This is a genomic window from Anaeromyxobacter sp. SG64, assembly GCF_022690745.1.
Classification (GTDB): domain Bacteria; phylum Myxococcota; class Myxococcia; order Myxococcales; family Anaeromyxobacteraceae; genus Anaeromyxobacter; species Anaeromyxobacter soli.
Genome location: NZ_JALCZB010000008.1, coordinates 73,926 through 97,289, shown reverse-complemented (window position 1 = coordinate 97,289; position 23,364 = coordinate 73,926). Strand labels below are relative to the sequence as shown.

The window sequence follows — 23,364 nt, the reverse complement described above, 5'->3', positions numbered from 1 at the left end:
CGGGAGGAGCCCGCCGCCGCGCTCGCGTTCCGGCGCCGACTCGCCGCCGCCGCGCAGGCCGCCGGGTCCGCCCCCGGCGCGGGCGAGCCCGGGGCGTCCTCCTCGCCGGCCGGAGGCCACGCCGGCCCCGGCGACGCGTACGAGCCCGCCGGGCCTGCCCACGCGAGCGCGCGCACGCTGCGCGTGGACGTGACGAAGCTCGACCGCATGCTCGACCTGTCGGGCGAGATCGCCATCGCCCGCGGCAGGCTCACGGATCTCCTCGAGCAGCGCGCCGGCGCCGGGGCCGAGCAGCTCCTCGAGGCGCACCGCGAGGCGGACCGGCTGTACCAGGACCTGCAGGAGCTCATCACGAAGGCCCGGATGGTGCCGATCGGGCCGACCTTCCACCCGCACGCCCGGACCGTCCGCGACGCCGCGGCCGCCCTCGGGAAGCGCGCGCGCCTCGTCGTCGAGGGTGAGGACGTCGAGGTGGACACCGCGGTCATCGAGCACATCCGCGACCCGCTCACGCACATGGTCCGCAACGCCCTCGACCACGGCATCGAGCCGCCCGACGTCCGGCGCGCGCGCGGCAAGGCTCCCATCGGGACCGTGGTGCTGCGCGCCTTCCACGAGGCGGGGAGCATGGTGATCCAGGTCTCGGACGACGGGGCCGGCCTCGACCGCGCGCGCATCGCGGCGCGGGCGGTCGCGCAGGGGCTCGCGCCGGACGCGGCGCGCGTCACGGACGAGGAGGCGGGACGGCTCGTGTTCGAGCCGGGCTTCTCCACCGCCGACGCGGTCACCGAGCTCTCGGGCCGCGGGGTCGGCATGGACGTCGTGCGCAGGAACGTCGAGGCGCTGCGAGGCTCGGTCGCGATCCGGAGCGTCCCGGGCGCTGGCACGGAGATCACGATCCGCGTCCCGCTCACGCTCGCCATCATCCAGGGCTTCAAGGTGGGCGTCGCCGCGGAGACCTTCATCCTGCCGCTCGACGCGGTCGTGGAGTGCCTCGAGCTGCCCACGGAGGAGTGCGCGGCGTCCGCGCCCTGCGGGATCCTGAACGTGCGGGGCGCCCCGCTGCCGTACCTGCGCCTGCGGGACCACTTCGGCCTCGGCGGCGCGCGCCCCGGGCGCGAGAACGTGGTGGTGGTCCGGCATGGGGCGCACACGGCCGGCGTCACCGTGGACGCGCTGCACGGTGAGTCCTCCACGGTGGTGAAGCCGCTCGGCCGGATGTTCGGCGGAGTGCCCGGCATCTCGGGCTCGTCCATCCTCGGCAACGGCCGGGTGGCGCTCATCCTCGACGTCGGCGGGCTCCTGCGGGAGACCCTGCGGCGCGCGGCCACGGCAGAGGCGAATGCGGCGTGAAAGGACGGGGGCGCAACCTCGTCATGACTGGGAGCCCGATATGACACAGGCGACGGAAGCGGACGATCGCGCGCAGTACCTCTCCTTCTCCCTCGCGGGCGGCGAGTACGGCGTCGGCATCCTCAAGGTGAAGGAGATCCTCCAGTACGAGACGGTCACGCGCGTGCCGTCCACCCCGCGCTCCGTGCGCGGCGTCATCAACCTGCGCGGCCAGGTCGTCGCGGTCGTCGATCTCGCCGCCAAGTTCGGGCTGCCGGAGACGGAGGTCTCCCGCCTCACCTGCATCCTCATCGTCGAGGCGCGGCTCGACGGCCAGGACACGGTCGTGGGCGTCATGGCGGACGCGGTGCAGGAGGTCATCGAGCTCGGGCCCGCGGACGTCGAGCCGGCCCCGCCCTTCGGCACGGCGGTGAAGGTCGACTTCCTCCTCGGCATGGGGAAGGTCGGCAAGCGCTTCGTGCTGCTGCTCGACCTCGACCGCGTCATCTCGGCCGACGAGAAGGAGTTCGCGCGCGACGCCGCCACCGGCGCGCTCGAGGCCGCGCTCGAGGCCGCTCCGGAGGCTCCGGCCGGCGACGCGGTCGAGGCCGCGTAGGCGCGCGTGACGGTGCACGCGGAGCGGCGGGCGCGACAGGTGGCCGGCGCGGGGAGCGTCCCCGCCGTCGTGGCGCCGGCCGTGAGCGCCGTGACGGACGGCGAGTTCGAGCTGTTCCAGCGCCTCATCCACGCCGAGGCCGGGATCTGGCTCGCGCCGGTGAAGAAGGCCCTCCTCGTGGGCCGGCTCGCCCGGCGGCTGCGGGAGCTCGGCCTCACGAGCTACCACGCCTACTACGAGCGCGTCCGCGGGGACGCGGCCGAGAAGGTGCGGATGCTCGACGCGATCTGCACGAACGAGACGCACTTCTTCCGCGAGCCCCGCCACTTCGAGTTCCTGCGAGAACAGGTGTTCCCCGCGCTGCGCGAGGAGGCCGAGGCGGGCCGGCGCGCGCGGCGGATCCGGGTGTGGAGCGCGGCGTGCTCGAGCGGCGAGGAGCCCTACTCGCTCGCGATGTCGCTCCTCGACGCGTTCCCCTCCGGCTGGGAGCTCGAGATCCTCGCGACCGACCTCTCCACCCGGATCCTCGACCGCGCCCGCGCCGCGGTGTGGCCGATCGACAAGGCGAGCGAGATCCCCGAGGCCTACCTCAAGGCCTACATGCTCCGCGGGGTCGGCAGCCAGGAGGGGCTCATGAAGGCGGGGCCCGAGATCCGCGCGCGGGTGCGCTTCGACCGGGTGAACCTGAACGGCGACGCCTGGCCCGACGCGCGCTTCGACCTCGTGTTCTGCCGGAACGTCCTCATCTACTTCGAGCGCAAGGCGAAGGAGCGCGTGGTCGAGCGGCTCATCGACCGGCTCGAGCCGGGCGGGCACCTCTTCCTCGGGCACGCGGAGAGCCTCGGCGGGCTCACCACCCGCGCGCGGGCCGCCATGCCCACCGTGTACACGCTGCCGCCTCCGGCGCGGAGCGCCTGATGCCCGCCCGCGTCCTCGTGGTCGACGACTCCGCCGTGGTGCGGCTGGCGCTCACGCAGATCCTCGGCCGCGCGGGGCTCACGGTCGCCACGGCGCACGACCCGCTCATCGCCATGGAGAAGATGCGCCGGGAGCGCCCGGACGCGATCGTCCTCGACATCGAGATGCCGCGGATGGACGGGCTCACCTTCCTGCGCAAGGTGATGGCCGAGGATCCCGTCCCGGTGGTGGTCTGCTCCGGCCTCGCCGGCCCGGGCACCGAGATCGCGCTGCGCGCGCTGGAGGAGGGCGCGGTCGACCTCGTGGCGAAGCCGCGCCTGGGGGTGAAGGGGTTCCTCGAGGACTCGGCCGTGCGCCTCGTGCAGGTCGTCCGCGCCGCCGTGCTCGCGCGCGTCCCCCGCCGGACGGCCGGCTCGCGCCCGGGGATCAAGCTCTCCGCCGACGCGGTGCTCCCGGCCCGCCCGGCGGCCCGCGGCGCGGCCGAGCGCGTCGTGGTCATCGGCGCGTCCACCGGCGGGACCGAGGCGCTCCGCCAGATCCTCGAGGCGCTGCCCGCGGACGCCCCGGGCATCGCCATCGTCCAGCACATGCCCGAGGTGTTCACCGCGCAGTTCGCGGCGCGCCTCGATCGGAGCTGCCGCGTGGAGGTGAAGGAGGCCGCGCACGGCGACCGGCTCGGTCCGGGCCGGGCGCTCGTCGCCCCCGGCAACCGGCACCTGGCGCTCCGGCGTTCGGGCGCGCAGTACGTCGTCCACGTCCTCGACGGTCCCCCCGTGTCGCTGCACCGGCCGAGCGTGAACGTCCTGTTCCGCTCCGCGGCCCAGGCGGCGGGCGGGAATGCGGCCGGCGTGATCCTCACCGGCATGGGCGACGACGGCGCGGAGGGCCTCGCCGAGCTCCGCGCCGCCGGCGCGCGCACCTTCGCGCAGGACGAGGCGAGCTGCGTGGTGTTCGGCATGCCGAAGGAGGCGATCGCGCGAGGCGCGGTCGAGCAGGTCCTCCCGCTCCCGCGCATCGCGCCCGCCCTGCTGGAGTGGTGGCGGGCGCCGCCGCGGCGCGGCTGAGGGCCGGGCTCGCTTTGCTCGCCGGTCCGCGCCTCACGACCGGCGAGGGTCCGTCAGTCCTCGACCTCGTCGAGCCAGGCCATCTGGATGGCCTCGAGGACCTTCTCGTTCGACTTCTCCGGATCGTCCGCGAAGCCGGAGAGCTCGCGCACCCAGCGGTGCAGGTCGGTGAAGCGGACGGAGAGCGGCGCCACGCCGGGGTGCGTCTCGGCGAGGGCGATGGCGATGTCGCGCACGTCGGTCCATCTCATCGGTGACTCCTGTTCTGACGGGGACTGCGCCCCCGGCCGGCGGGCTCGCTTCGCTCGCCGAGCGTTCGTGTGGAGAACGGGTCCGTCAGGAGGCGATCCGGTTCCCGGGGATCCGCACGACCACGTCCTCGTCCGAGACGCAGGCCTGGCAGCCGAGCCGCGAGCTCGGCTGGAGCCCGGCGGCCTCGTTCAGCTTGTCGTCCTCGCGATCCTCGATCTCGGAGAGCGAGTCGAGCCCCGCCTCGATCCAGACGTGGCAGGTGGTGCAGGCCGCGACGCCGCCGCAGTTGTGGGGGAGCTCGACCCCGGCCTGCTCGGCGGCCTCCAGGATCGACGAGCCGCGGCGGACCTCCGCGCTCTTTCCCTCGGGCAGGAAGGTGACCTTCGGCATGCGCGCTACGCCCCCTCGTCCTCGAGATCGCCGTCCTTGGAGCCGGTCGCGCGCGGGTGCTCGACGATGCTCTCGGCGAACTCCTGCACGCGGTGGCCGGCCATCGCCTGGCGGATGTGCTTGTCCATCCGCCGCTCGGCGAACGCCTTCGAGGCGGCGTCCACCGACTCGATCCACGCCTTGATCGCGAGGTAGTCCGGGCCGGCCATGGCGTCCCGCAGCCCGCGCATGCGCTCCTCGATCGGCGCCCGCTCGGCGTCGGTGAGCAGCCCGCCGTCGAGCTCGAAGGCGGACTCGAGCGAGCCGAGGATCCGGTCGCCCTCCACGCGCCACTCGACGAGGAAGCGCTGGGTCACGTCCTCCTCGGCGTGCTCGATGCTCTCGACGAGCATCTGCTCGACCTCCTCCTCCGTGAGGCCGTAGGTCGCCTTCACCTGGATCTTCTGCTCGATGCCGGTCGTGAGCTCGCGCGCCGAGACCTGGAGGATCCCGTCCGCGTCCACGGCGTAGGTGATCTCGACGCGCGCGATCCCCGCCGGCATGGGGGGGATGCCCTTCAGCGTGAAGCGCGCGAGGGAGCGGCAGTCGCGGGCGAGCTCGCGCTCGCCCTGCACGACGTGCACGACCATCCCGGTCTGGCCGTCGGCGTAGGTCGTGAACTGCTGGGTGGCGCTCGCCGGGATGGTCGAGTTCCGCATGATGATCTTCTCGACGACCCCGCCCATCATCTCGACGCCGAGCGACAGCGGGATGACGTCGAGCAGGAGCAGGTCCTCGCGCCCGCCGCGGTCGAGCGCGTCGGCCTGCACCGCGGCGCCGAGCGCGACCACCGTGTCGGGGTCGAGGTCCGTGAGCGGCTCCTGCCCGAAGATCCGCCGCACGTGGCGGCGCACGAGCGGCGTCCGCGTCGCGCCGCCGACGAGGACCACCCCGTCCACCTTCGCGACGTTCGCGTCGCGCAGCGCCGCCTCGCACGGTCCGGTCGTGCGATCCACCACCGGCTGGATGAGCGCCTCCAGCTCGGCGCGGGTGAGCCGCGCCCGCAGGCGGTGGCCCTCGGGGAGCTCCACGTCCGCCTCGACCACCTCGTGCGCGGTCAGCTCCTCGCGGATCTTCTGCGCCGCGGCCACCGCCCCGCGCAGCACGGCCGGCGACGGCGCGCCGTTCGGGGGCGTGAGCCCGTCCTCCATGAGCCTCCGCGCCACGAGCCGGTCGAAGTCGTCGCCGCCGAGGTGCGTGTCGCCCACGGTGGAGAGCACCTCGAAGACCCCGGCGTCGAGCCGCAGGATCGACACGTCGAACGTGCCGCCGCCGAGGTCGTACACGGCGAAGATGCCCTGCGAGCGCTTGTCGAGCCCGTACGCGAGGGCCGCCGCGGTGGGCTCGTTGAGGAGCCGGAGCACGTCGAGGCCGGCGAGCCGCCCGGCGTCCTTGGTCGCCTGGCGCTGCGCGTCGTCGAAGTAGGCGGGGACGGTGATGACGCAGCCGCCCGGCGCGCCGCCGAGCGCCTCCGCGGCGCCCCGCTTCAGGACGCGGAGGATCTCGGCGGAGACCTCGATCGGCGTGACGGCGCGCGTGCCGCCGTTCAGGACGAGCCGCACGACCGCCCCGGACTCGTCGAAGCGGTAGATGCCGCGGTCCTCGGGGCGGATGTCCCCGGGGCCGCGGCCCATGAAGCGCTTCACCGAGAGGATGGTGTCGAGCGGCCGCTCCGGCGCCCGGCGCTTCGCGCCCGCGCCGACCTCCGGGTCGCCGCCCGCGTCGTAGTACACCGCCGAGGGGAGGAGCCGGCTCCCGCCGTCCACCTCCAGCACCTGCGGGCGGTTCCGCTCGTCCACGTGGGCGACGAGCGAGTTCGTCGTGCCGAGATCGATCCCGATCGCGCGCGGCATGTGGCTCCTCAGGGTCCGGCGGCGGCGGCGCCGCGTTCGGCGTCCGCCACGATGTTGTCGTAGTACCGCGCGCGGGAGAGGCGCCGCGCGATCTCCACCGGCAGCTCCGAGAACCAGTGGTCGTCCTCGAACATGCCTCCGACCTCCGCCTCGATCCCTTCGAGCCGGGAGCGCGCCGCGCGCGCGATGCGCCGCAGGGCCTCCCCGTCGCCGTCGGAGAGCGCGAGGGCGAGCGCCTCCCGCCACTCCAGCTGCTCCTCCAGGAACTCGGGGTCGGTGAAGGTCCGCCCCTCGGAGAACACGTCCGTCCCGGCGAGCTTCAGGAGGTAGGCGGCGCGGAGCCGCCAGTCCTTCAGGTAGCGGAAGGCGTCGTTGAGGCGGGTGGCGCGCTCCAGGGAGAGCCGCCGCTCCCGCGGTTCGGCGCGCGCGAACCGATCCGGGTGGAGCACGCGGGAGAGCTCGCGGAAGCGCCGCTCGAGGTCGGCCCGGTCGAGCGCGAACTCGCGCGGGAGGCCGAGGAGCGAGAAGTAGTCCTCGGTGCGCGCGACCGGCTGGATCTTGCGGCAACGCGGGCAGAAGAGCGTCCCGCTCTCCAGCTCCAGCTCGCAGCTCCAGCAGGTCGGGTGGCGCATCTCAGATCGGGTGGCGCATGCTCTCGAAAAGAGCATTCCCGCTCGCCCGGGGAGATCCCGGCGCCGAGCGGGAACGCACTAGCACGTATCGACTAGATCGTGAACGACTCGCCGCAGCCGCAGGCGCTCTTCACGTTGGGGTTTCTGAACACGAAGCCGCTCTGCATCAGCGTCTGCTGCCAGTCCACCACCGTGCCCGCGAGGAACACGGCGCTCTTCGGGTCGACGAAGAGCCGCGCGCCGTCCCGCTCGATCACCTGATCGTGCTTGGCGGGCTCGGCGGCCCAGTCGATGACGTAGGAGAGGCCCGAGCAGCCGCCCCCCTTCACGCCCAGGCGAAGGCCGCCGTTGGGCGTCCCCTTCTCCGCCGAGAGGGCGCGGATCCGCACCGCCGCCTTCTCGCTCAGGTCGATGTTCCCCGCCATCCTTCGCGCCTCCCCTCAGATCCCGGACTTCAGCACGCCGCGCTCGAGCAGCGCCGCGCGATCGCCCTGGACCGTGTCAGCCTTCACCGTCGGGTCGAGGCCGTGCTTCTTCTGCCAGTCGGCGACGGCCGCCTTGATGGCGTCCTCCGCGAGGACCGAGCAGTGGATCTTCACCGGCGGCAGGTTGAGCTCGTTCGCCACGTCGGTGTTCTTGATGGTCAGCGCCTCGTCGACGGTCTTGCCCTTCACCCACTCGGTCACGAGCGAGGAGGACGCGATCGCCGATCCGCAGCCGAACGTCTTGAACTTCGCGTCCTCGATGACGCCGTCGCCGTTCACCCTGATCTGCAGCTTCATCACGTCCCCGCAGGCCGGGGCGCCGACGAGCCCGGTCCCGACGTCCGGGTCGCCCTTGTCGAGCGAGCCGACGTTGCGGGGGTTCTCGTAGTGATCGAGGAGCTTTTCCGAGTACGACATCTTCGTTCCTTCGCTAGTGGGGGTTCGCCCACTCGATCTGAGACAGGTCGACCCCGTCCTTCACCATCTCGTAGAGCGGCGACATCTCGCGGAGCTTCTTGACCTTCGCGACCACGAGGCGGACGACGTGGTCCACCTCCTCCTCGGTCGTGAACCTCCCGAGGCCGAAGCGGATCGAGGAGTGCGCGAGGTCCTCCGAGATGCCCATCGCGCGCAGCACGTACGACGGCTCGAGCGACGCGCTCGTGCAGGCCGACCCGGACGACACGGCCACGTCCTTGATGGCCATCATCAGCGCCTCGCCCTCGACGTAGGCGAAGCTGACGTTCAGGTTGCCCGGGACGCGGTGCGCGAGGCTGCCGTTCACGGTCAGGAGATCGAGGCCCGCCTGGAGGCCCTTGCGGAGCCGCTCGCGGAGCGCCAGCACCCGCGCCGCCTCGGCGGCGCCCTCGAGCCGCGCGAGCTCGGCGGCCTTGCCCATCCCCACGATGCCGGGCACGTTCAGCGTGCCGGAGCGGAACCCGCGCTCGTGGCCGCCGCCGTCCATCTGCGCCGTGAGCCGCACGCGCGGCTTGCGCCGGACGTACAGCGCGCCCATGCCCTTCGGCCCGTACATCTTGTGCGCGGAGATCGAGGCGAGGTCCACGTTCGCCTGCTCCACGTCGAACGGGACCTTCCCGACGCCCTGCACCGCGTCGCAGTGGAAGAGCACGCCCGCCGCGCGCGTGATCCGCCCGATCTCCTCGATGGGGTGGAGGACGCCGGTCTCGTTGTTGGCGTGCATGATCGAGACGAGGGTCGTGTCCTTCCGCAGCGCCGCCTTCAGCCGGGCGGGATCGAGCCGTCCGTCCTTCTCGACGTCGAGGAAGGTCACCTCGAAGCCCTGCCGCTCGAGCGCGTGCATCGAGTCGAGCACCGCCTTGTGCTCGGTCTTGCAGGTGACGAGGTGCTTGCCCTTCGACTGGTAGAACTGCGCGACGCCCTTCACCGCGAGGTTGTCGGACTCGGTCGCGCCGCTCGTCCAGACGATCTCCTTGGCGGAGGCGCCGATGAGCTTCGCCACCTCCTCGCGCGCTGCCTCGACCGCCTCCTCGGCGTGCCAGCCGAACACGTGGCTCTTGGAGGCCGCGTTTCCGAACTGCTCGGAGAAGTACGGGAGCATCGCCTCGAGCACCCGGCGATCGACCGGGGTCGTGGCGTGATAATCCATGTAGATGGGAATCTTCATCGCACCCGAGGGCTCTTAAGCTTCAGGGAACGCTAACGCCCGGACGTCGACGGGCGGGGTCGAGTATAAGGAAATCAGCCACCCGGTCAAGCGTGCACCGCAAGCAAGCATCGGGCGACACAGCGGAATTTCGTTACCGTTCCCAAGGGACACATGCGCCTTCCGACCCGGATCCTCCTCGCAGCGCTGACCTTCGCGGCGGTCGCGTGGCTGCCTGAGCTGGTCGGCCTGGGCCCGACCGGGTCCCAGAGCGACCTCCAGCTCGGCACCCTGCTCGCCGAGGGCTCGATCGTCGCGTTCGCCGTCGCCTTCGTGGGGGGCGTCGCGACGAGCCTCACCCCCTGTGTGTACCCGCTCATCCCGATCACCGTCTCCATCTTCGGCGCCCGCAAGGCCGGCACCCGCTCCGAGGCGATGGCGCTCTCCGGGCTGTACGTCCTCGGGATCGCCGCGATGTACTCCGCGCTCGGCGTGGGCGCGGCGCTCACCGGCAAGGCGTTCGGGAGCGTGATGCAGAACCCGTGGGTGATCGGGCTCGTCGCGCTCGTGCTCGCCGCGATGGCCGCCTCGATGTTCGGCGCGTTCGAGCTGCAGCTCCCCTCGTCGCTCCAGGCGCGGCTGTCCGGCGTCGGCGGCGCGGGCCGCGCCGGCGCGTTCGCGATGGGGCTCGTCTCCGGCGTCATCGCCGCGCCCTGCACCGGGCCCGTGCTCGCGGCGGCGCTCACCTTCGTCGCCGCTAAGGGCTCGGTCGCGTTCGGGCTCGGCATCATGTTCACCTACGCGCTCGGCATGGGGCTGCTCTTCTTCCTCATCGGCGCGTTCTCGATCTCGCTGCCGAAGAGCGGCGCCTGGATGGAGACCGTGAAGTCGGTCTTCGGCGTCGCGCTCCTCGCCGCGGCCGGCATCTTCCTGAAGGACGCCTTCCCGCAGGTGAAGCCGATCTTCTCCGCCGCCCGCGAGGCGGCGTTCGTCGCGGCCGCGCTCGCGGCTGCCGGCGTCGCCCTCGGCGCGCTGAACGCGAGCTTCCACGGGCCCGCCGGCGAGCGGCTCGCGAAGGGGCTCGGGGTCGCGCTGCTCGTGGGTGGGATCGTCTACGCCGCCGGCGCCGCCGGGGCGCGGGAGCGCGCGCGCTCGGCCGCGGCGTTCGCGTGGCTGCACTCCGAGGAGGAGGCGATCGCGCTCGCGAAGACCTCCGGTCGCCCGGTCATCATCGACTTCTGGGCCGAGTGGTGCACGGCCTGCAAGGAGCTCGACAAGACCGCGTGGGCCGACCCGCGCGTGCGCGAGGAGGCGAGCCGCTTCGTCGCGGTGAAGCTCGACGGGACGGACGGGTCCGAGGCGTTCCAGGCGCTCGCGGAGAAGTACGGGGTGGTCGGGATGCCGACCGTGGTCTTCATCGACCCGCGCGGCCGCGAGGTGCCCGACCGCGTGATCGGCGCGATCCCGGCGCAGGAGATGGTGGGCAAGCTGCGCGCCGTGGACGCGGCCTGCGAGCGCGCGCCGGCCGCCCCGAAGACGGCGGGCGCGCTCGCCTGCGCCGCGCGCTGGTAGCGCGCGGCGGCGCTGGCGCGAAGGGGAGGAGGCCCCGCCGCGGGCCCGCGAGCGCTACAGGACCTGGTAGCCCGCCAGCACCAGGAACTGAAGATCCGCCATGCCGTCGCGCAGGGGCGCGTCGCCGGCGCCGACGCGGAAGCCGACCGCGGCGCGGACGCCGACCGTCAGCTCGTCGTAGAGCGGGGTCTCGTAGGAGGCCGCGGCGCGCGGGGTGAAGAGCACGCCGGCGTCGTAGCGGGTGGTCACCGTGATGGGCGCCTCGCCGGAGAGCGAGACGACCCCGCCGGCGGCGCGCGTCGAGAGGACGAGCGCGGGCGCGAGCTCGAGGCCGCGGTCCTTGTGGTTCTCGTCGTGGATCCACTCGCCGCCGAAGTTCGCGTACCAGGCGAGGCCCACGCGGCCGGCGAGGTCGAAGCCGCCGGCGGTGCCGAGCGGGCGGCGGTAGAAGGCGCCGAGGCGCAGCTCGGTCTTCGCCCAGTCGAGATCCCCGAACACGCCGAGGTCGTCCTGCGGCGTGAGCCCCTGCGCCCAGGCGATCCCGAGCGAGGACCAGCCGGCCCAGGCGAGCGTCGCCGACCCGCCGCCGAGCGGCTCCGCGGAGAGGAGCGAGAGGGTGCGGGGGGGACGCCGCGCAGTGCCGGTCGGGGTGGAGGTGGCGCGAGGCGCCGCGGGGGTCGCCGGGCGCGCGGGCTCGGCCTGCGCCGGGGCTTCCTGGCCCGGCGGCGTCTCGTAGGGCCAGTCCTCGGGCGGCGCCTGGGGGGCGCCCTGCGCGGAGCCCGTCGCGAGCACGAGGTTGAGGGCGAAGAGCGAGGCGAGCATGCGGGTCCTCCGGGCCGCGCATTCTAGCGACGAAGCGGCGCGGCAGGGACGGAACGGATGGGCGGCCGGGGGATTCCCGGTTGACACCCCGTCGGCGCACGGCATATGAGGAGGCCCCCAAAGCCCAGGTGGCGGAACTGGTAGACGCACCAGATTCAGGGTCTGGCGGCCTCAAAACCGTGGAGGTTCGAATCCTCTCCTGGGCACTCGGGCCGGCGGGACACGCTCCCGCCGGCCCGTTTCCGTTCCGGCCCCCCCCCGCTTGACCTTCCCCGCGCGTCTGCATAGATATGCAGACCCATGCATGTCCATCCGGTCTCGGTGGTCGGGGCCTCCGGCTACACCGGCCTCGAGCTGACGCGGCTCCTCGCGCGCCACGCGCACGTCCGCGTCGCGGCGCTCTACTCCGATCGCTGGGCGGACGAGCCCGCCGGCGGGCGGCTCCCGCTCTCGGGTGAGCTCGCGGCGCTGCGCTACCGCCCGCTCGCCGAGGCCGAGCGCGCCGACGGCGAGATCGTGTTCCTGGCGACGCCCGCGGAGGTGTCCGCCGCGCTCACGCCGAGGCTGCTCGCGCGCGGCGCCCGCGTCGTGGATCTCTCCGGCGCGTTCCGGCTCGCGGACCCCGCGGCCTACCCGGCCTGGTACGGGTTCCCGCACCCCGCCCCCGAGCTCCTCGCCGAGGCGCGGTACGGCCTGCCCGAGCTCGCGCGCGCCGGGCTCGCGGGAGCCAGGCTCGTCACGAACCCGGGCTGCTACGCGACCTCCATCGCGCTCGCCGTGGCGCCCCTCGTGAAGTCGGGGCTCGTGTCGCCGGACGGGATCGTCGTCACCGGCCTCTCCGGCGTGTCCGGCGCCGGCCGCAAGGCGAGCGAGGACTACAGCTTCGTCGAGGTCGGGGACGACCTGCGCGCCTACCGCCTCGGCCGCCACCAGCACGTGCCCGAGATCGAGCAGACGGTGCTGCGCCACGCCGGCGCCTGCGGCCCGATCGCGTTCACCCCGGTGCTCGTCCCCATCCGCCGCGGGATCCTCTCCTCCGTCGCGCTCCGGCTCGCCGGCGGCGCGCGTCCGGCCGACCTCGAGGGCGCGCTCCGCGCCGCGTACGCCGAGGAGCCGTTCGTGAAGGTCCTCGCCGCGGACAAGGTCATGGTGAAGGACGTGCTCCACACGAACCGCGCCCACGTCGGCGTCGCGGTGGACCCGCGGGCCGGGATCGCGCTCGCCACCTCCGCCATCGACAACCTCGTGAAGGGCGCCGCCGGCCAGGCCGTGCAGGCGATGAACGCGGCGATGGGCTGGCCCGAGACGGCCGGGCTCGACCTGCTCGGAGGCTGACCGTGAGGATCCCGAAGGGCTTCCGGTTCGGCGGCGTCGCCTGCGGGCTCAAGCCCCAGCGGCGCGATCTCGCCCTCGTGGTGTCGGATCACCCCGCCGCCGCGGCCGGCGTCTTCACCATCAACAAGGCCGCCGCCGCGCCGATCCAGGACGCGCGCCCGCGCGTCCCCGCCGAGGGGATGCGCGCCATCGTGGCGAACTCCGGGAACGCGAACGCGCTCACCGGGCCCGCGGGCCTCGACGACGTGGCCGTGATCCGGAGCGCCGTCGCCGACGCGCTCGGGGTGCAGAAGCGCGCGGTGCTCACCGCCTCCACCGGCGTCATCGGCGCGCGGCTCCCGGCGATGAAGATCGTGACCGCCCTGCCCGCCCTCGTGGATCAGCTCGGCGATCACCCCGACCTCGCCGCCGAGGCGATCATGACCACCGACACGCGCCCGAAGATGGCGGCGCGCGAGGTCACGCTCGGCGGGAAGACCGCGGTCGTGTCGGCCATCTGCAAGGGCTCGGGCATGCTCGCGCCGCAGCTCGCCACGACGATGTGCCTCGTCACGACCGACGCCGCCGTGACGCCCAGGGCGCTGCAGGACGCGCTCTCCCGCGCGGTCCAGAAGACCCTCAACATGGTCACCGTGGACGGCGAGATGTCCACGAACGACTGCGTCATCGCGCTCGCGAACGGGCTCGCCGGGAACCCCCGCATCTCCGAGCCGGGTCCCGACCTCGCGGTGCTCGAGACCGCGCTCGGCGACCTCCTCGGCGAGATGGGCCGCGCCATGGCCGCCGACGGCGAGGGCGCGACGAAGCTCGTCGAGGTGGTGGTCTCGGGGGCGCCCGGCGACGAGGCGGCCCGCGACTGCGCCCGCTCGATCGCGTCGTCGCCGCTCGTGAAGGCGGCGCTCTTCGGCGCCGATCCGAACTGGGGGCGCATCCTCTCGACCGTCGGCGCCCGCGCCGGCGCCGCGGGCTACCCGATCGATCCCTTCAAGGCGCGCGTGTCCTTGCAGGGCATCGCGGTGTTCGGCGGCGGAGCGCCCATCGAGTTCGACCGGGAGAACCTCCGCACGCGCATGCGCGAGAGCCGGATCGACGTGCTCGTCGAGCTCGCCGACGGCGAGGCGCGCGCGACCGCCTGGGGCTGCGATCTCTCCTACGACTACGTGAAGATCAACGCGGACTACACCTCCCTCATCGTCCAGAAGCCGGACGGCGGGATCGCCAAGGACGACCGCGTCTCGAACTACAGCCCTGCCTTCAAGCGGGCGCTCCTCGCCGAGGCGCTCAAGTACATCTCCGCCTTCTCCGGCCAGATCGCCGTCATCAAGTACGGCGGCGCGGCGATGGTGAAGGACAGCCTCAAGGAGGCGTTCGCCGAGGACGTGTCCCTCCTCAAGAAGGTGGGCCTGAAGCCGGTGGTGGTCCACGGCGGCGCGCCCGAGATCACGAAGACCCTCGAGAAGCTCGGCGAGCGCAGCGAGTTCGTGGACGGCATGCGCGTGACCGACGCCCAGAGCCTGCCCGTCGTGGAGATGGTCCTCACCGGCAAGGTGAACCAGGAGCTCGTGGCGCTCCTCAACGCGCGGAACGCCGGCGCGGTCGGCCTGTCGGGGAAGGACGGGCGGCTCCTGCGCGCCAAGAAGGCGACGCACGAGTCCGGCCGCGACCTCGGGCACGTCGGCGAGGTGGTGGAGGTGAACCGGGAGTTCCTCCGCATGCTCCTCGACGGCGGCTACGTCCCGGTGATCTCGCCCATCGGCCTCTCCGACGAGGGCGGCAGCCTGTCCATCAACGCCGACGAGGTCGCCGCCGCGGTCGCGGTGGCGCTCGGGGCGAAGAAGCTCATCTACCTCACCGACGTCCCCGGCATCCTCGAGTCCAGCCCGGACGGCGCGCTCGTGCGCCAGCTCGACACCCGCGATCTCGCGCGCCGGGTGCAGGCCGGCGCCGTGACCGGGGGCATGAAGTGGAAGGCCCAGTCGATCCTCGCCGCGCTCGCGGGCGGCGTGGAGCGCGTCCACGTGCTGGACGGGCGCCAGCCGCACACCGTCATCGCCGAGCTCTTCACCGACCGCGGGGTGGGCTCGCTCGTGACCTCCACATGAACAGCCAGCGCCGCCGCCGCGACGCCGTCGTCCGCCTGCTCCGCGGGCGCCAGATCGGCACCCAGGACGAGCTGCTCGACGCGCTGCGCGCGGGGGGGATCGAGGCGACGCAGGCGACGCTGTCGCGCGACCTCGCGCAGCTCGGCGCCCGCCGCGTGTCGCGCCCGGAGGGGGGCACCGTCTACGAGCTCCCCGACGGCGCCGGCGGCTCGGACGGCCTCGCGACGCTGCGCGGCCTCGTCTCCGAGGTGACCTCGAACGCCTCGCTCGTGGTCATCCGCACCCACCCCGGCAGCGCCCCCGCGATCGCCCGCGCGATCGACCTCGCCGAGCTGCCGGAGGTGCTCGGCACCATCGCCGGCGACGACACCATCTTCGTCGCGCCGGCCGGGGAGCTCCGGCCGCGGCGCCTCGCCGCCCGGCTCGGCGAGCTGCTCGGCGCACCCGTCTCGAACGGCGGCGGCGCGACCGCGTAACGGGGGCTGCGCCCCCGCCCCGCCGACGGCTGGCCGCCGTCGTCGGGGCCCCACCCCTGCTCGCCGGGTCCCGTGCGCCGCCGCGAGCGGCTTCGCCGCTTCCGCGGCGTCGCCCCGGCGGGCTCGCTACGCTCGCCTGTTCGCGACTCGCGTCTAAGGTCGGGCGCTCGCGCCCGCGCGGCGCACGGCCCTCCCCCCGCTCCCCCGATTCTCCCCGCCTCGCCGCGGGCGCGCGGAGCCTACGTTTGCGTCGGAGGGATTCCGACGTGGCGACCCTACTCTGCGAGAACTGCGGCGTGCGACCTGCGGCGATCGAGCTGCGCCGGCGGATGAACGGCGGCGGAGAGGCCGCGGTGCGGCTCTGCCACCACTGCGCGAGCGCGATGGCGGGCGGGGGCCGGCTCGGCTCCCTGGAGAGCCTGATGGAAGGGCTGTTCGGGCCCCGCCTGCGCGGGCGAGAAGGCATGCTCGGGCGCCTGTCGGAGATGGCGCAGCGGGTGCTGCAGCGCTCGGCCCAGGAGGCGCTCGCCTGGGGCCAGCCGCGGGTCGGCGTGGACTTCCTCCTGCTCGCGCTCCTGCACGAGGTCCCCGAGCTGCGCGAGGCGCTCGGCGCCTCCGGCGTGGCGGTGGAGGAGTACGAGGCGCGGCTCGAGCAGGCGATCCCGCGCGGCGCGCCGATCGAGGCGGAGCAGGTGGGGCTCTCGTCCGGCATGAAGCGCGTCCTGCAGGTCGCGCGGATGCAGGCGGCGCAGCGCGGCCAGGACTTCATCGGCCCCGAGCACCTCCTCGCGGCCATCGTCGTCGACGGCGAGAGCTTCGCGGCGCAGTTCCTCCGCGACGTGGACCCGCGCGCGCTCGAGGCGCGGCTCCAGGGCGGCGCGCCCGAGGCGTCGGGCGGGGCGGCGCCGCCGCGCCGCACCGATCTGCCGCCGAACCTCGCCCGCTTCTCGCGCGATCTCTCCGCGCTCGCGAGGGCCGGCGAGCTCGACCCGGTGATCGGGCGCGAGGCGGAGGTGGAGCGGGTCATCCGCATCCTCTCCCGCAAGACGAAGAACAACCCCGTGCTGGTGGGCGAGCCCGGCGTCGGCAAGACCGCCATCGCCGAGGGGCTCGCCCAGCGCATCTCCGCGGGCGACGTGCCCGAGGTGCTGCGCGACAAGCGCGTCCTCGCGCTCGATCTCGGCGGGATGCTCGCCGGCACGCGCTTCCGGGGCGACTTCGAGCAGCGGCTCACCGGCCTCATGGACGAGGTCCGCAAGCTCAAGGGGAAGATCATCCTCTTCATCGACGAGATCCACACCGTGGTCGGCGCGGGCGGCGCCGAGGGCGCGATGGACGCGTCGAACCTCCTGAAGCCCGCGCTCGCCCGCGGCGAGCTGCAGGCGCTCGGCGCCACCACGCTCGACGAGTACCGCAAGCACATCGAGAAGGACGCCGCGCTCGAGCGCCGCTTCCAGCCGGTGCTCGTCTCGGAGCCGACCCCGGCGCAGACGCTCGAGATCCTCCGCGGCCTCCGCGACTCCTACGAGGCCCACCACCGCGTCAAGATCACCGACGCGGCGCTCGACGCCGCGGTGGACCTCTCGGACCGGTACGTCACGGACCGCTTCCTCCCCGACAAGGCCATCGACCTCATGGACGAGGCCGCGGCCATGGTGCGGCTCTCCGCCGCGAGCGGCCCGGACCGGCTCTCGCAGCTCGAGGGGCGCGTCGCGCAGCGCGAGAAGGACAAGGCGCAGGCCGTCGCCGCCGAGCGCTACGCCGAGGCGGCCGAGCTCAAGAAGGAGCTCGAGGGCCTCAAGGCGGAGCTCGACCGGATGCGCAAGGGCTGGCGCGAGCAGCGCTCCACGCAGGAGCCGTCGGTCGGCCCCGAGGACGTCGCGCGCGTCGTCGCGGAGTGGACCGGGATCCCCGCCGAGAAGCTGCGCATGGAGGAGATGCAGCGGCTGCTCGAGATGGAGCGCGCGCTCGAGAAGCGGGTCGTGGGCCAGGAGGAGGCGATCCGCGCCGTGTCCGAGGCGGTCCGCCGGGCGCGCACCGGCCTCAAGGACCCCAACCGTCCCATCGGGACGTTCCTCTTCCTCGGCCCCACGGGCGTGGGGAAGACCGAGACCGCCCGCGCCCTCGCCGAGTACCTCTTCAACGACGAGGGGGCGATGATCCGCTTCGACATGTCGGAGTTCCAGGAGCGGCACACCGTCTCCCGGCTCGTCGGCGCGCCCCCGGGCTACGTCGGGTACGAGGAGGCGGGCAAGCTCACCGAGGCCGTGCGGCGGCGCCCGTACTCGGTCCTGCTCTTCGACGAGATCGAGAAGGCGCACCCGGACGTCTTCAACGTGCTCCTCCAGCTCATGGACGACGGGCGGCTCACCGACGCCAAGGGGCGCACGGTGAGCTTCAAGAACACCATCGTGGTGCTCACCTCGAACGTCGGCGCCGACGCGCTCGCCTACCGCACGACCGTCGGGTTCTTGCGGAGCGACGACGAGTCGGCGCGCGCCATGCGCGATCAGGCGATGGAGGCGCTCAAGACCGCGTTCCGGCCGGAGTTCCTGAACCGCATCGACGAGATCGTCGTGTTCCACCCGCTCACGCGCGAGCAGATGGGCGGCATCGTCGAGCGGCTCCTCGAGGTCACGCGCCGCAAGCTCCACGGCCAGGGCATCTCGCTCGAGGTGACGCCCGCCGCGATCGACGGCCTCGTCGAGCGCGGGTTCGAGCCGCGCTTCGGCGCGCGCCCGCTCCGGCGCGCCATCCAGCGCGAGCTCGAGACGCCCATCTCGCGGATGATGCTCCGCGGCGAGGTGACGGAGGGCGCGCGCGTGCGGGTGGACTTCGCGGACGGCGCCTTCCGCTTCGAGCCGGCGCCGCGGGCGCCCGCCGCCGCGGAGCCGGCGGGCCCGCCCGGACCGCCGCCCTAAGGCGAGCTCCCCACCCGCGCCCACTCCGCGTTGGAGCGGAGCACGCAGTCCTCGATGGCGAGGCCGGCGAAGTAGTTGCCGGTCACGGCGAGCCGCTGCCCGGCGAGGCCACGGTCGATCTCCGCCACGATCTCGGGGTGGCCGAGCGCGGGAGCCGGCAGGACGATCCGCTGCTCCACGACGTCCGGGAGCTCCGCCACCGGGACGCGCAGCACCGCGGAGATCCGCTCGAGCCGCTCGTCGCGCGAGAGGCCGGGCTTGAAGTGGAAGGCGAAGCCGCGGAAGCGGGGATCCGGGAACGGGTCGCGCGTCACGCAGGAGTGGAACACGTCGTCCACGGGGACGAGGAACGCGCACTCCGGCATCCAGCACCGCTCGCGCGGCAGCGCGACGCCCACGCTCTCGACGGCCACCGTCCGGACGCGCTCGATCGCGCCCGCGAGGGCGGGGAAGTCGTCGCGGAGGAGGCTGGGCGCCTGGTCGACCGGAGCGGCCACCGCCGCGATCGGCGCCTCCCAGGTGCGGCCGTCCGCGGCCGTCACGACGAAGCCTCCGCCGGCGCGGGCGACCCGGGTCGCGCGGACGCCCTTCTCGACGGTGATCCCCGGCGCGGCGGCCGCCGCGTCGCACACCGACTGCAGGCCGCCCTCGAGGCCGAAGCTCCGCACGAACTCCGGCCGGCGCGGCCGCTTCTTGAACAGCGACCCCGCCCCCTCCACCGGGAACCCATCGGCCTTCTGCGAGGGGACGGCCGCGAAGAACGGGGAGAAGAGCCGCGCGTAGTTTCCGGGCCCGAGGAGCTTCGAGTAGTACGACCCGATCGTCTCCCCGTCCTTCTTGCGCAGGAAGTTCAGGGGGAAGTGGACGGCCGCCTCGAGCCAGTTCAGCTGGAGCAGGATCTTGGGCGGCGTGAGCCAGCGGTACTCGCCGTTCCGGAGCAGCCCGAATCGCCCCCGCGCCGGCCCGCGCTCCTTCACCTTGCCCGTCATGCCCGTGCCGACCACGATGTCGAGCAGCGCGCCGTAGCTGTTGTAGGCGGTGTGCGCGCCCATCTCGAACCAGTAGCCGTCCGGCCGCCGGTGCGAGTGGAGGCAGCCGCCCACACGCGCCTCGCGCTCGAGCACGAGCACCTTGCGGCCCGCCTGGGCCGCCTTCCACGCGAGCCCGAGCCCGCTCACACCCCCACCCACCACGATGACGTCCGCCGTCGCCATGCGCCTTGGAGCTCCCTAACCTCGGGTGAACACTGCCGGCGCGGGGGCCGGCGAGCGGGAGGAGCGTCGCAGAGAATGCCGCGCCGCGCCAGAGGCGGGTTCGCCGCACCCGCGGCTGACGCCCACGCCGCTTCCGTGACGTTGGCCGGGTCCGCCGCGTCGGGTTACAAGGCCAACATGCGACTCCGCATCGGTTTCCTGGGGCTCGGGACCATGGGAGAGCCCATCGCAAACAACCTCCGGAAGGCCGGCCACGACCTGACGGTCTGGAACCGGACTCCCTCGAAGGCCGGCCACATCGTCTCGAAGGGCGGCAAGCTCGCGGGGTCGCCGCGCGAGTGCGCGACGGGCCGGGACCTCGTCGTCTGCTGCCTCACGGACGAGCGCGCGCTCGACGCGGTGCTCGAGGGACCGGACGGCGTCCTGGCGGCGCTGCGCGAGGGGGACGTGCTCGTGGACATGAGCACCGCCGGCGTCCAGGCGGCGCGCTCGGTCGGCGAGCGGGTGAGCGCGCGAGGCGCCCGGTTCGTCGCGTGCCCGGTGCTGGGATCGCGGACGGCGGCCGAGCAGGCCCAGCTCGTCCTCGTGGTCGGCGGCCCGGCGATCGCGCGCGAACGCGCCCGGCCTGCGCTGCACGCGGTGTCGGCCCGCCTGTTCGAGGTCGACGAGGCCGCCCAGGCGGCGCTCCTCAAGCTCTGCGTGAACGCCATCGGCGGCGCCATGATCACGGCCTTCGGCGAGGCGCTCGCGCTCGCGCAGGCGGGCGGCATCGCCGTCCCCAAGCTCGTGGAGGTGCTCCAGGCCTCGTCGTTCCACTCGCCCCTCTACCTCATGAAGGGGGAGCTCGTGGAGCGCAGGGACTTCGCGCCGCGGTTCTCCATCGCCCTCGCCGAGAAGGATCAGCGGCTCGCGCAGGAGGCCGCCGCCGACCTCGGCGCGAAGGTCCCGCTCAACGAGACCGTGCGCCGCCTCCTCGCCGCCGCCGCGGAGAGCGGCCGAGGCGACAAGGACGTCGCGGCGATGGCGCAGCTGTTCTTCGAGTGGGTGGAGAAGAAGTAGCGGGGCGACGCGCGCGCCCGCGCAGGCCGAAAACGGTTTCTCTGGCGCGCTAGGCCAAGGCCTCGCCGACCACCCTCACCAGATCGTCCAGGTGGAACGGCTTCTTCACGTAGCCGACCGGCCGGCCGATCCGCTCGACCTCGCGCGCGACCTCGTCCGGGGGGGTCGCCGACACGAAGAGGATCTTCGGGCAGCGCTCGCCGAGCGCCTCGCGAAGCGCGAGGAACAGCTCCGCGCCGTCCATGCCCGGCATGCGGAAGTCCACGAGGGCCAGATCCGGCGGCTCCAGCCGGGCGAGGGCGAGCGCCTCGGCGGCGTTGGAGGTGGACACGGCGGCGTGTCCCATCCGCCGCACGGCGAGCTCCAGCGCACGCCGGACGATGTCGGTGTCGTCGACGATCAGGACCCGGGCCAAGGCACCTCCGCGAGATTGCGGCGGCCCGGGATGCGGTTCGCGTGCCGCCGCCAAGTCCCGTTTTATCGGGTGGCGGGAGGTGGTCCTGGGGAACCCAGGGTGTGCGCGCCCGAGCGCTCCTCACCCGTAGCGGGCGAGGGTCCGCCGCACCGCGTCCACGAAGTGCCGGCGCGCCGAGGCCGGCGCGATCACCTCGGCGTCGCCGCCGAGGGAGAGCGCGTACCGGGTGGCGTACTCGTCGCTCGCCCCGGCGAGCTCGACGACCGCCCCGCCCTTCTCCGTGCGCTTCACGAGCCGCACCCCGGGCCGGGCGAGCGCCCAGGCCGCGGCGAGGGGCCCGAGCTTTATCTGCGCGGGCTCTCCCTGCGCCTCCGAGAAGAGCCGCGCGAGCACGAGCTCCGCCTCGCTCGGCGGATCGAAGCGCTCGTCCGTGACGGCGCACTCCCGGATCCGGTCGAGGCGGAACGCGAGCGCCTTCCCGCGCTCGGAGTCGTGGCCGTAGAGGTACCAGTGGCCGAACCGCTGGGCGAGCGTGTAGGGCCGGACGACGCGCTCGGTCTCCGCGTCGCGCGAGGCGGAGTGGTAGGCGAGCCGCACCGCGCGGCGCTCGGCGATGGCGCGCTGGAGCCGGCCGAGCACCGAGTCGCGCGCGGGCGGCGCGCCGGCGTAGATGCGGCCGACGAGCTCGTCGAAGCTCGCGCGGCGGTCGCGCGGCACCGACTCGCGGAGCGCCTTCACGGCGCGCTCCCGGCCCTCGCCGCCGAGCCCCTGCGCAGCGGCGGCGAGCGCGGCCGCCTCGCTCTCGGTGAAGCGCGGCGGGCGGGAGAAGCTCTGGTGCAGCGCGACGTAGACGCGGTCCCCCTCGACGTACAGGTCGAGGAAGTCGTCGGGCGCGAACGGCGGCGAGCCGACCTCGAGGAGGAAGTCGAGATCCGCGAGCAGCTCCCGCTCGGTGCAGGCGCAGCGGCGCGCGAGCTCCTTCACCGGGATGCCCGGGTGGCGCACCGCGTACGGCACGAGGAACAGGACGCGCCGGAGCCGGTCGCGGGGGTCGGGCCGCGGCGCGGCGGCGGCGGCCTTGCGGGCGGCGGCCTTCGGGGCCGGGGCCTGGGCCGGCTTCGGCGCGGCGGACCTCGGCGCCGCGCGCCGCGCCGGAGCGCGGGACGCCGGGGCCGCGGGCGACGCCTTGCGTCCCTTCGCCGCGCTCACGCGAGCCCCCGCTCGAGGCCGGCGAGCACCGTGCGCGCCTTCTCGCGCAGGGCCTTCGGCTGGAGGAGCTCCGCGCGATCGCCGAGCGCGAGCACGTGCCGCAAGAGCCCCTCCTCGTTCGTGGCGTCCACCTCGACGAGCGTCGCGCCGCCGTCCTCCGCGAGCCTCGCGCGCGGGCCGAACGAGGCGATCACCTCGGCGGGCACGGGCGGCTCGAGCCGGATCCGGCAGCGGACCGCGCCGTGGACGTCGTACTCCCAGATCTCGCGGGTCGCGAAGTCGGCGAGCGAGAAGTCCTTGCGCGTCGCGAAGTCCGGCGTGCGGGGCGCCGACGGGTTCATGGCGAGCGAGACGATGCGCTTGAGGTGGAACGTGCGGATCGCCTGGCGCAGGTGGCAGAAGCCCGCGAGGAACCAGGCGCCGCCGCGCTGGAAGAGACCGTACGGATCGACGTCGCGCTCGGTCGTCTGGCGCCGCTCCGCGCCGAGGTACACGACGTGGACGCGCTTCTTGTGCGCGACCGCGCGCGAGAGCTCCTCCACGCGCGCGCCGACGTCCACGCCGTCGCCCTCCTCGGGCGCGGAGAGCTGGCGCGTCGCGAGCGCCGCGGCCTCGGAGGCGCCCGGCGCCCGCGCCGCGAAGGAGAGCTTGTTGAGCGCGTGGGCGAGGTCGCGGGAGTAGGGGAACGTGCCGCTCGCGAGCGCCGCCGAGCCGGCGAGGTAGAGGAGGGCGAGGTCCTCCGGCGGGAGCCGCAGGTCGGGCAGGTAGAACTCGTCCCGCTCGATGAGGTAGCCGGCGGGGAGGTCCTCGTCCCCCGCCGCGTAGCGCACGGGGATCCCGAGCTCGAGCAGGTCCGCCTTGTCCCGCTCGAACTTGCGGATCGCGGCCTCGCCCTTCCCGCCGTAGTCCTCGGGGAACTGCTCCTGGATCTCGCGCCAGGAGACGGGCTCGGCGGCCTTGAGCAGGAGCGCCGCGAGGTCGAGGAGCCGCTGGTCCTTCTGCATCGGAGGGGTGAACCTAGGCCCACGCCGCCC

General features: G+C 73.8%; 22 protein-coding genes and 1 tRNA gene. 11 read left to right on the top strand and 12 right to left on the bottom strand.

The features are described from left to right. The 4 genes from MNZ29_RS04485 to MNZ29_RS04470 form a co-directional block, all read left to right on the top strand. On the top strand, positions 1-1,353 hold a 1,353-nt coding region (locus MNZ29_RS04485), incomplete at its 5' end, for a chemotaxis protein CheA (RefSeq protein ID WP_242353079.1). Between the two features lie 40 nt (positions 1,354-1,393). Further along, on the top strand, positions 1,394-1,948 hold the full coding sequence (locus MNZ29_RS04480; RefSeq protein WP_242353070.1) for a chemotaxis protein CheW: 555 nt from the start codon (positions 1,394-1,396) through the stop codon (positions 1,946-1,948). A 6-nt stretch (positions 1,949-1,954) separates the two neighbouring features. Then, positions 1,955-2,866, top strand: coding sequence for a protein-glutamate O-methyltransferase CheR (locus MNZ29_RS04475; protein ID WP_242353067.1), 912 nt, complete (start codon positions 1,955-1,957; stop codon positions 2,864-2,866). Beyond that, on the top strand, positions 2,866-3,930 hold the full coding sequence (locus tag MNZ29_RS04470; protein ID WP_277956944.1) for a chemotaxis response regulator protein-glutamate methylesterase: 1,065 nt from the start codon (positions 2,866-2,868) through the stop codon (positions 3,928-3,930). Before MNZ29_RS04475 ends, MNZ29_RS04470 begins: the two co-directional genes overlap by 1 nt. Before the next feature lie 53 nt (positions 3,931-3,983). On the opposite strand, the gene iscX is transcribed toward MNZ29_RS04470, so the two are convergent. The 7 genes from iscX to MNZ29_RS04435 all read right to left on the bottom strand — a co-directional run bounded on the left by iscX (position 3,984) and on the right by MNZ29_RS04435 (position 9,226). Further along, entirely contained in the window at positions 3,984-4,181 is a 198-nt protein-coding gene (gene iscX / locus MNZ29_RS04465) for a Fe-S cluster assembly protein IscX (protein WP_242353065.1), read from the bottom strand. Between the two features lie 85 nt (positions 4,182-4,266). Beyond that, positions 4,267-4,572, bottom strand: a complete 306-nt coding sequence (locus tag MNZ29_RS04460) for a 2Fe-2S iron-sulfur cluster-binding protein (protein ID WP_242340276.1) — start codon at positions 4,570-4,572, stop codon at positions 4,267-4,269. Positions 4,573-4,577: 5 nt separating this feature from the next. Next, complete coding sequence (gene hscA / locus MNZ29_RS04455; RefSeq protein ID WP_242340277.1) at positions 4,578-6,464, bottom strand: Fe-S protein assembly chaperone HscA; 1,887 nt, start codon at positions 6,462-6,464, stop codon at positions 4,578-4,580. A gap of 8 nt (positions 6,465-6,472) precedes the next feature. Beyond that, complete coding sequence (gene hscB / locus MNZ29_RS04450; RefSeq protein WP_242340278.1) at positions 6,473-7,096, bottom strand: Fe-S protein assembly co-chaperone HscB; 624 nt, start codon at positions 7,094-7,096, stop codon at positions 6,473-6,475. Positions 7,097-7,188: 92 nt separating this feature from the next. Further along, complete coding sequence (locus MNZ29_RS04445; protein WP_242340279.1) at positions 7,189-7,521, bottom strand: iron-sulfur cluster assembly accessory protein; 333 nt, start codon at positions 7,519-7,521, stop codon at positions 7,189-7,191. Between the two features lie 15 nt (positions 7,522-7,536). Continuing rightward, on the bottom strand, positions 7,537-7,998 hold the full coding sequence (iscU, locus tag MNZ29_RS04440; RefSeq protein ID WP_242340280.1) for a Fe-S cluster assembly scaffold IscU: 462 nt from the start codon (positions 7,996-7,998) through the stop codon (positions 7,537-7,539). Between the two features lie 13 nt (positions 7,999-8,011). After that, positions 8,012-9,226, bottom strand: a complete 1,215-nt coding sequence (locus tag MNZ29_RS04435; RefSeq protein ID WP_242340281.1) for an IscS subfamily cysteine desulfurase — start codon at positions 9,224-9,226, stop codon at positions 8,012-8,014. A 153-nt stretch (positions 9,227-9,379) separates the two neighbouring features. Between MNZ29_RS04435 and MNZ29_RS04430 the strand changes: the two genes are divergently transcribed. After that, positions 9,380-10,777: a protein-disulfide reductase DsbD gene (locus MNZ29_RS04430; protein ID WP_242340282.1), complete on the top strand. Its 1,398-nt coding sequence runs from the start codon at positions 9,380-9,382 to the stop codon at positions 10,775-10,777. Positions 10,778-10,831: 54 nt separating this feature from the next. Here MNZ29_RS04430 and MNZ29_RS04425 read toward each other — a convergent pair whose 3' ends face one another. After that, positions 10,832-11,599, bottom strand: a complete 768-nt coding sequence (locus MNZ29_RS04425; protein ID WP_242340283.1) for a hypothetical protein — start codon at positions 11,597-11,599, stop codon at positions 10,832-10,834. A 122-nt stretch (positions 11,600-11,721) separates the two neighbouring features. On the opposite strand from MNZ29_RS04425, the gene MNZ29_RS04420 reads away from it, so the two are divergent. The 5 genes from MNZ29_RS04420 to MNZ29_RS04400 all read left to right on the top strand — a co-directional run bounded on the left by MNZ29_RS04420 (position 11,722) and on the right by MNZ29_RS04400 (position 18,433). Beyond that, a tRNA-Leu gene (locus tag MNZ29_RS04420) sits at positions 11,722-11,805 on the top strand. A 94-nt stretch (positions 11,806-11,899) separates the two neighbouring features. Further along, positions 11,900-12,934 (top strand): N-acetyl-gamma-glutamyl-phosphate reductase, encoded by a 1,035-nt coding sequence (gene argC, locus MNZ29_RS04415; protein ID WP_242340284.1) that lies wholly within the window; start codon positions 11,900-11,902, stop codon positions 12,932-12,934. 2 nt (positions 12,935-12,936) lie between these two features. After that, positions 12,937-15,036 carry a bifunctional glutamate N-acetyltransferase/amino-acid acetyltransferase ArgJ gene (argJ, locus tag MNZ29_RS04410; protein ID WP_242340285.1) on the top strand — a complete coding sequence of 700 codons (2,100 nt, stop codon included), beginning with the start codon at positions 12,937-12,939 and terminating at the stop codon, positions 15,034-15,036. Next, positions 15,033-15,512: an arginine repressor gene (locus MNZ29_RS04405; RefSeq protein ID WP_242340286.1), complete on the top strand. Its 480-nt coding sequence runs from the start codon at positions 15,033-15,035 to the stop codon at positions 15,510-15,512. Before argJ ends, MNZ29_RS04405 begins: the two co-directional genes overlap by 4 nt. A gap of 266 nt (positions 15,513-15,778) precedes the next feature. Continuing rightward, positions 15,779-18,433: an ATP-dependent Clp protease ATP-binding subunit gene (locus MNZ29_RS04400; RefSeq protein ID WP_242340287.1), complete on the top strand. Its 2,655-nt coding sequence runs from the start codon at positions 15,779-15,781 to the stop codon at positions 18,431-18,433. Here MNZ29_RS04400 and MNZ29_RS04395 read toward each other — a convergent pair. Beyond that, complete coding sequence (locus MNZ29_RS04395; protein WP_242340288.1) at positions 18,430-19,647, bottom strand: NAD(P)/FAD-dependent oxidoreductase; 1,218 nt, start codon at positions 19,645-19,647, stop codon at positions 18,430-18,432. The genes MNZ29_RS04400 and MNZ29_RS04395 overlap by 4 nt on opposite strands. A 177-nt stretch (positions 19,648-19,824) precedes the next feature. Here MNZ29_RS04395 and MNZ29_RS04390 point away from each other — a divergent pair, with 177 nt between their 5' ends. Then, positions 19,825-20,706, top strand: coding sequence for an NAD(P)-dependent oxidoreductase (locus MNZ29_RS04390; protein WP_242340289.1), 882 nt, complete (start codon positions 19,825-19,827; stop codon positions 20,704-20,706). 49 nt (positions 20,707-20,755) lie between these two features. On the opposite strand, the gene MNZ29_RS04385 is transcribed toward MNZ29_RS04390, so the two are convergent. From MNZ29_RS04385 to MNZ29_RS04375, 3 genes are all read right to left on the bottom strand, one after another. Further along, positions 20,756-21,121: a response regulator gene (locus MNZ29_RS04385; RefSeq protein ID WP_242340290.1), complete on the bottom strand. Its 366-nt coding sequence runs from the start codon at positions 21,119-21,121 to the stop codon at positions 20,756-20,758. Positions 21,122-21,241: 120 nt separating this feature from the next. Beyond that, positions 21,242-22,330, bottom strand: coding sequence for a YafY family protein (locus tag MNZ29_RS04380; protein WP_242353063.1), 1,089 nt, complete (start codon positions 22,328-22,330; stop codon positions 21,242-21,244). Further along, a complete protein-coding gene (locus MNZ29_RS04375) occupies positions 22,327-23,334 on the bottom strand; it encodes a YafY family protein (RefSeq protein WP_242334517.1) in 1,008 nt (335 codons plus the stop codon). Before MNZ29_RS04375 ends, MNZ29_RS04380 begins: the two co-directional genes overlap by 4 nt. Between the last annotated feature and the right edge of the window lie 30 nt (positions 23,335-23,364).

Coding starts and splice junctions, on each gene's coding strand:
- MNZ29_RS04480 (WP_242353070.1), top strand. CDS start 1,394: ATGACACAGGCGACGGAAGCGGACGATCGCGCGCAGTACCTCTCCTTC.
- MNZ29_RS04470 (WP_277956944.1), top strand. CDS start 2,866: ATGCCCGCCCGCGTCCTCGTGGTCGACGACTCCGCCGTGGTGCGGCTG.
- iscX (WP_242353065.1), bottom strand. CDS start 4,181: ATGAGATGGACCGACGTGCGCGACATCGCCATCGCCCTCGCCGAGACG.
- MNZ29_RS04460 (WP_242340276.1), bottom strand. CDS start 4,572: ATGCCGAAGGTCACCTTCCTGCCCGAGGGAAAGAGCGCGGAGGTCCGC.
- hscA (WP_242340277.1), bottom strand. CDS start 6,464: ATGCCGCGCGCGATCGGGATCGATCTCGGCACGACGAACTCGCTCGTC.
- hscB (WP_242340278.1), bottom strand. CDS start 7,096: ATGCGCCACCCGACCTGCTGGAGCTGCGAGCTGGAGCTGGAGAGCGGG.
- MNZ29_RS04445 (WP_242340279.1), bottom strand. CDS start 7,521: ATGGCGGGGAACATCGACCTGAGCGAGAAGGCGGCGGTGCGGATCCGC.
- iscU (WP_242340280.1), bottom strand. CDS start 7,998: ATGTCGTACTCGGAAAAGCTCCTCGATCACTACGAGAACCCCCGCAAC.
- MNZ29_RS04435 (WP_242340281.1), bottom strand. CDS start 9,226: ATGAAGATTCCCATCTACATGGATTATCACGCCACGACCCCGGTCGAT.
- MNZ29_RS04430 (WP_242340282.1), top strand. CDS start 9,380: ATGCGCCTTCCGACCCGGATCCTCCTCGCAGCGCTGACCTTCGCGGCG.
- MNZ29_RS04425 (WP_242340283.1), bottom strand. CDS start 11,599: ATGCTCGCCTCGCTCTTCGCCCTCAACCTCGTGCTCGCGACGGGCTCC.
- argC (WP_242340284.1), top strand. CDS start 11,900: ATGCATGTCCATCCGGTCTCGGTGGTCGGGGCCTCCGGCTACACCGGC.
- MNZ29_RS04405 (WP_242340286.1), top strand. CDS start 15,033: ATGAACAGCCAGCGCCGCCGCCGCGACGCCGTCGTCCGCCTGCTCCGC.
- MNZ29_RS04395 (WP_242340288.1), bottom strand. CDS start 19,647: ATGGCGACGGCGGACGTCATCGTGGTGGGTGGGGGTGTGAGCGGGCTC.
- MNZ29_RS04390 (WP_242340289.1), top strand. CDS start 19,825: ATGCGACTCCGCATCGGTTTCCTGGGGCTCGGGACCATGGGAGAGCCC.
- MNZ29_RS04375 (WP_242334517.1), bottom strand. CDS start 23,334: ATGCAGAAGGACCAGCGGCTCCTCGACCTCGCGGCGCTCCTGCTCAAG.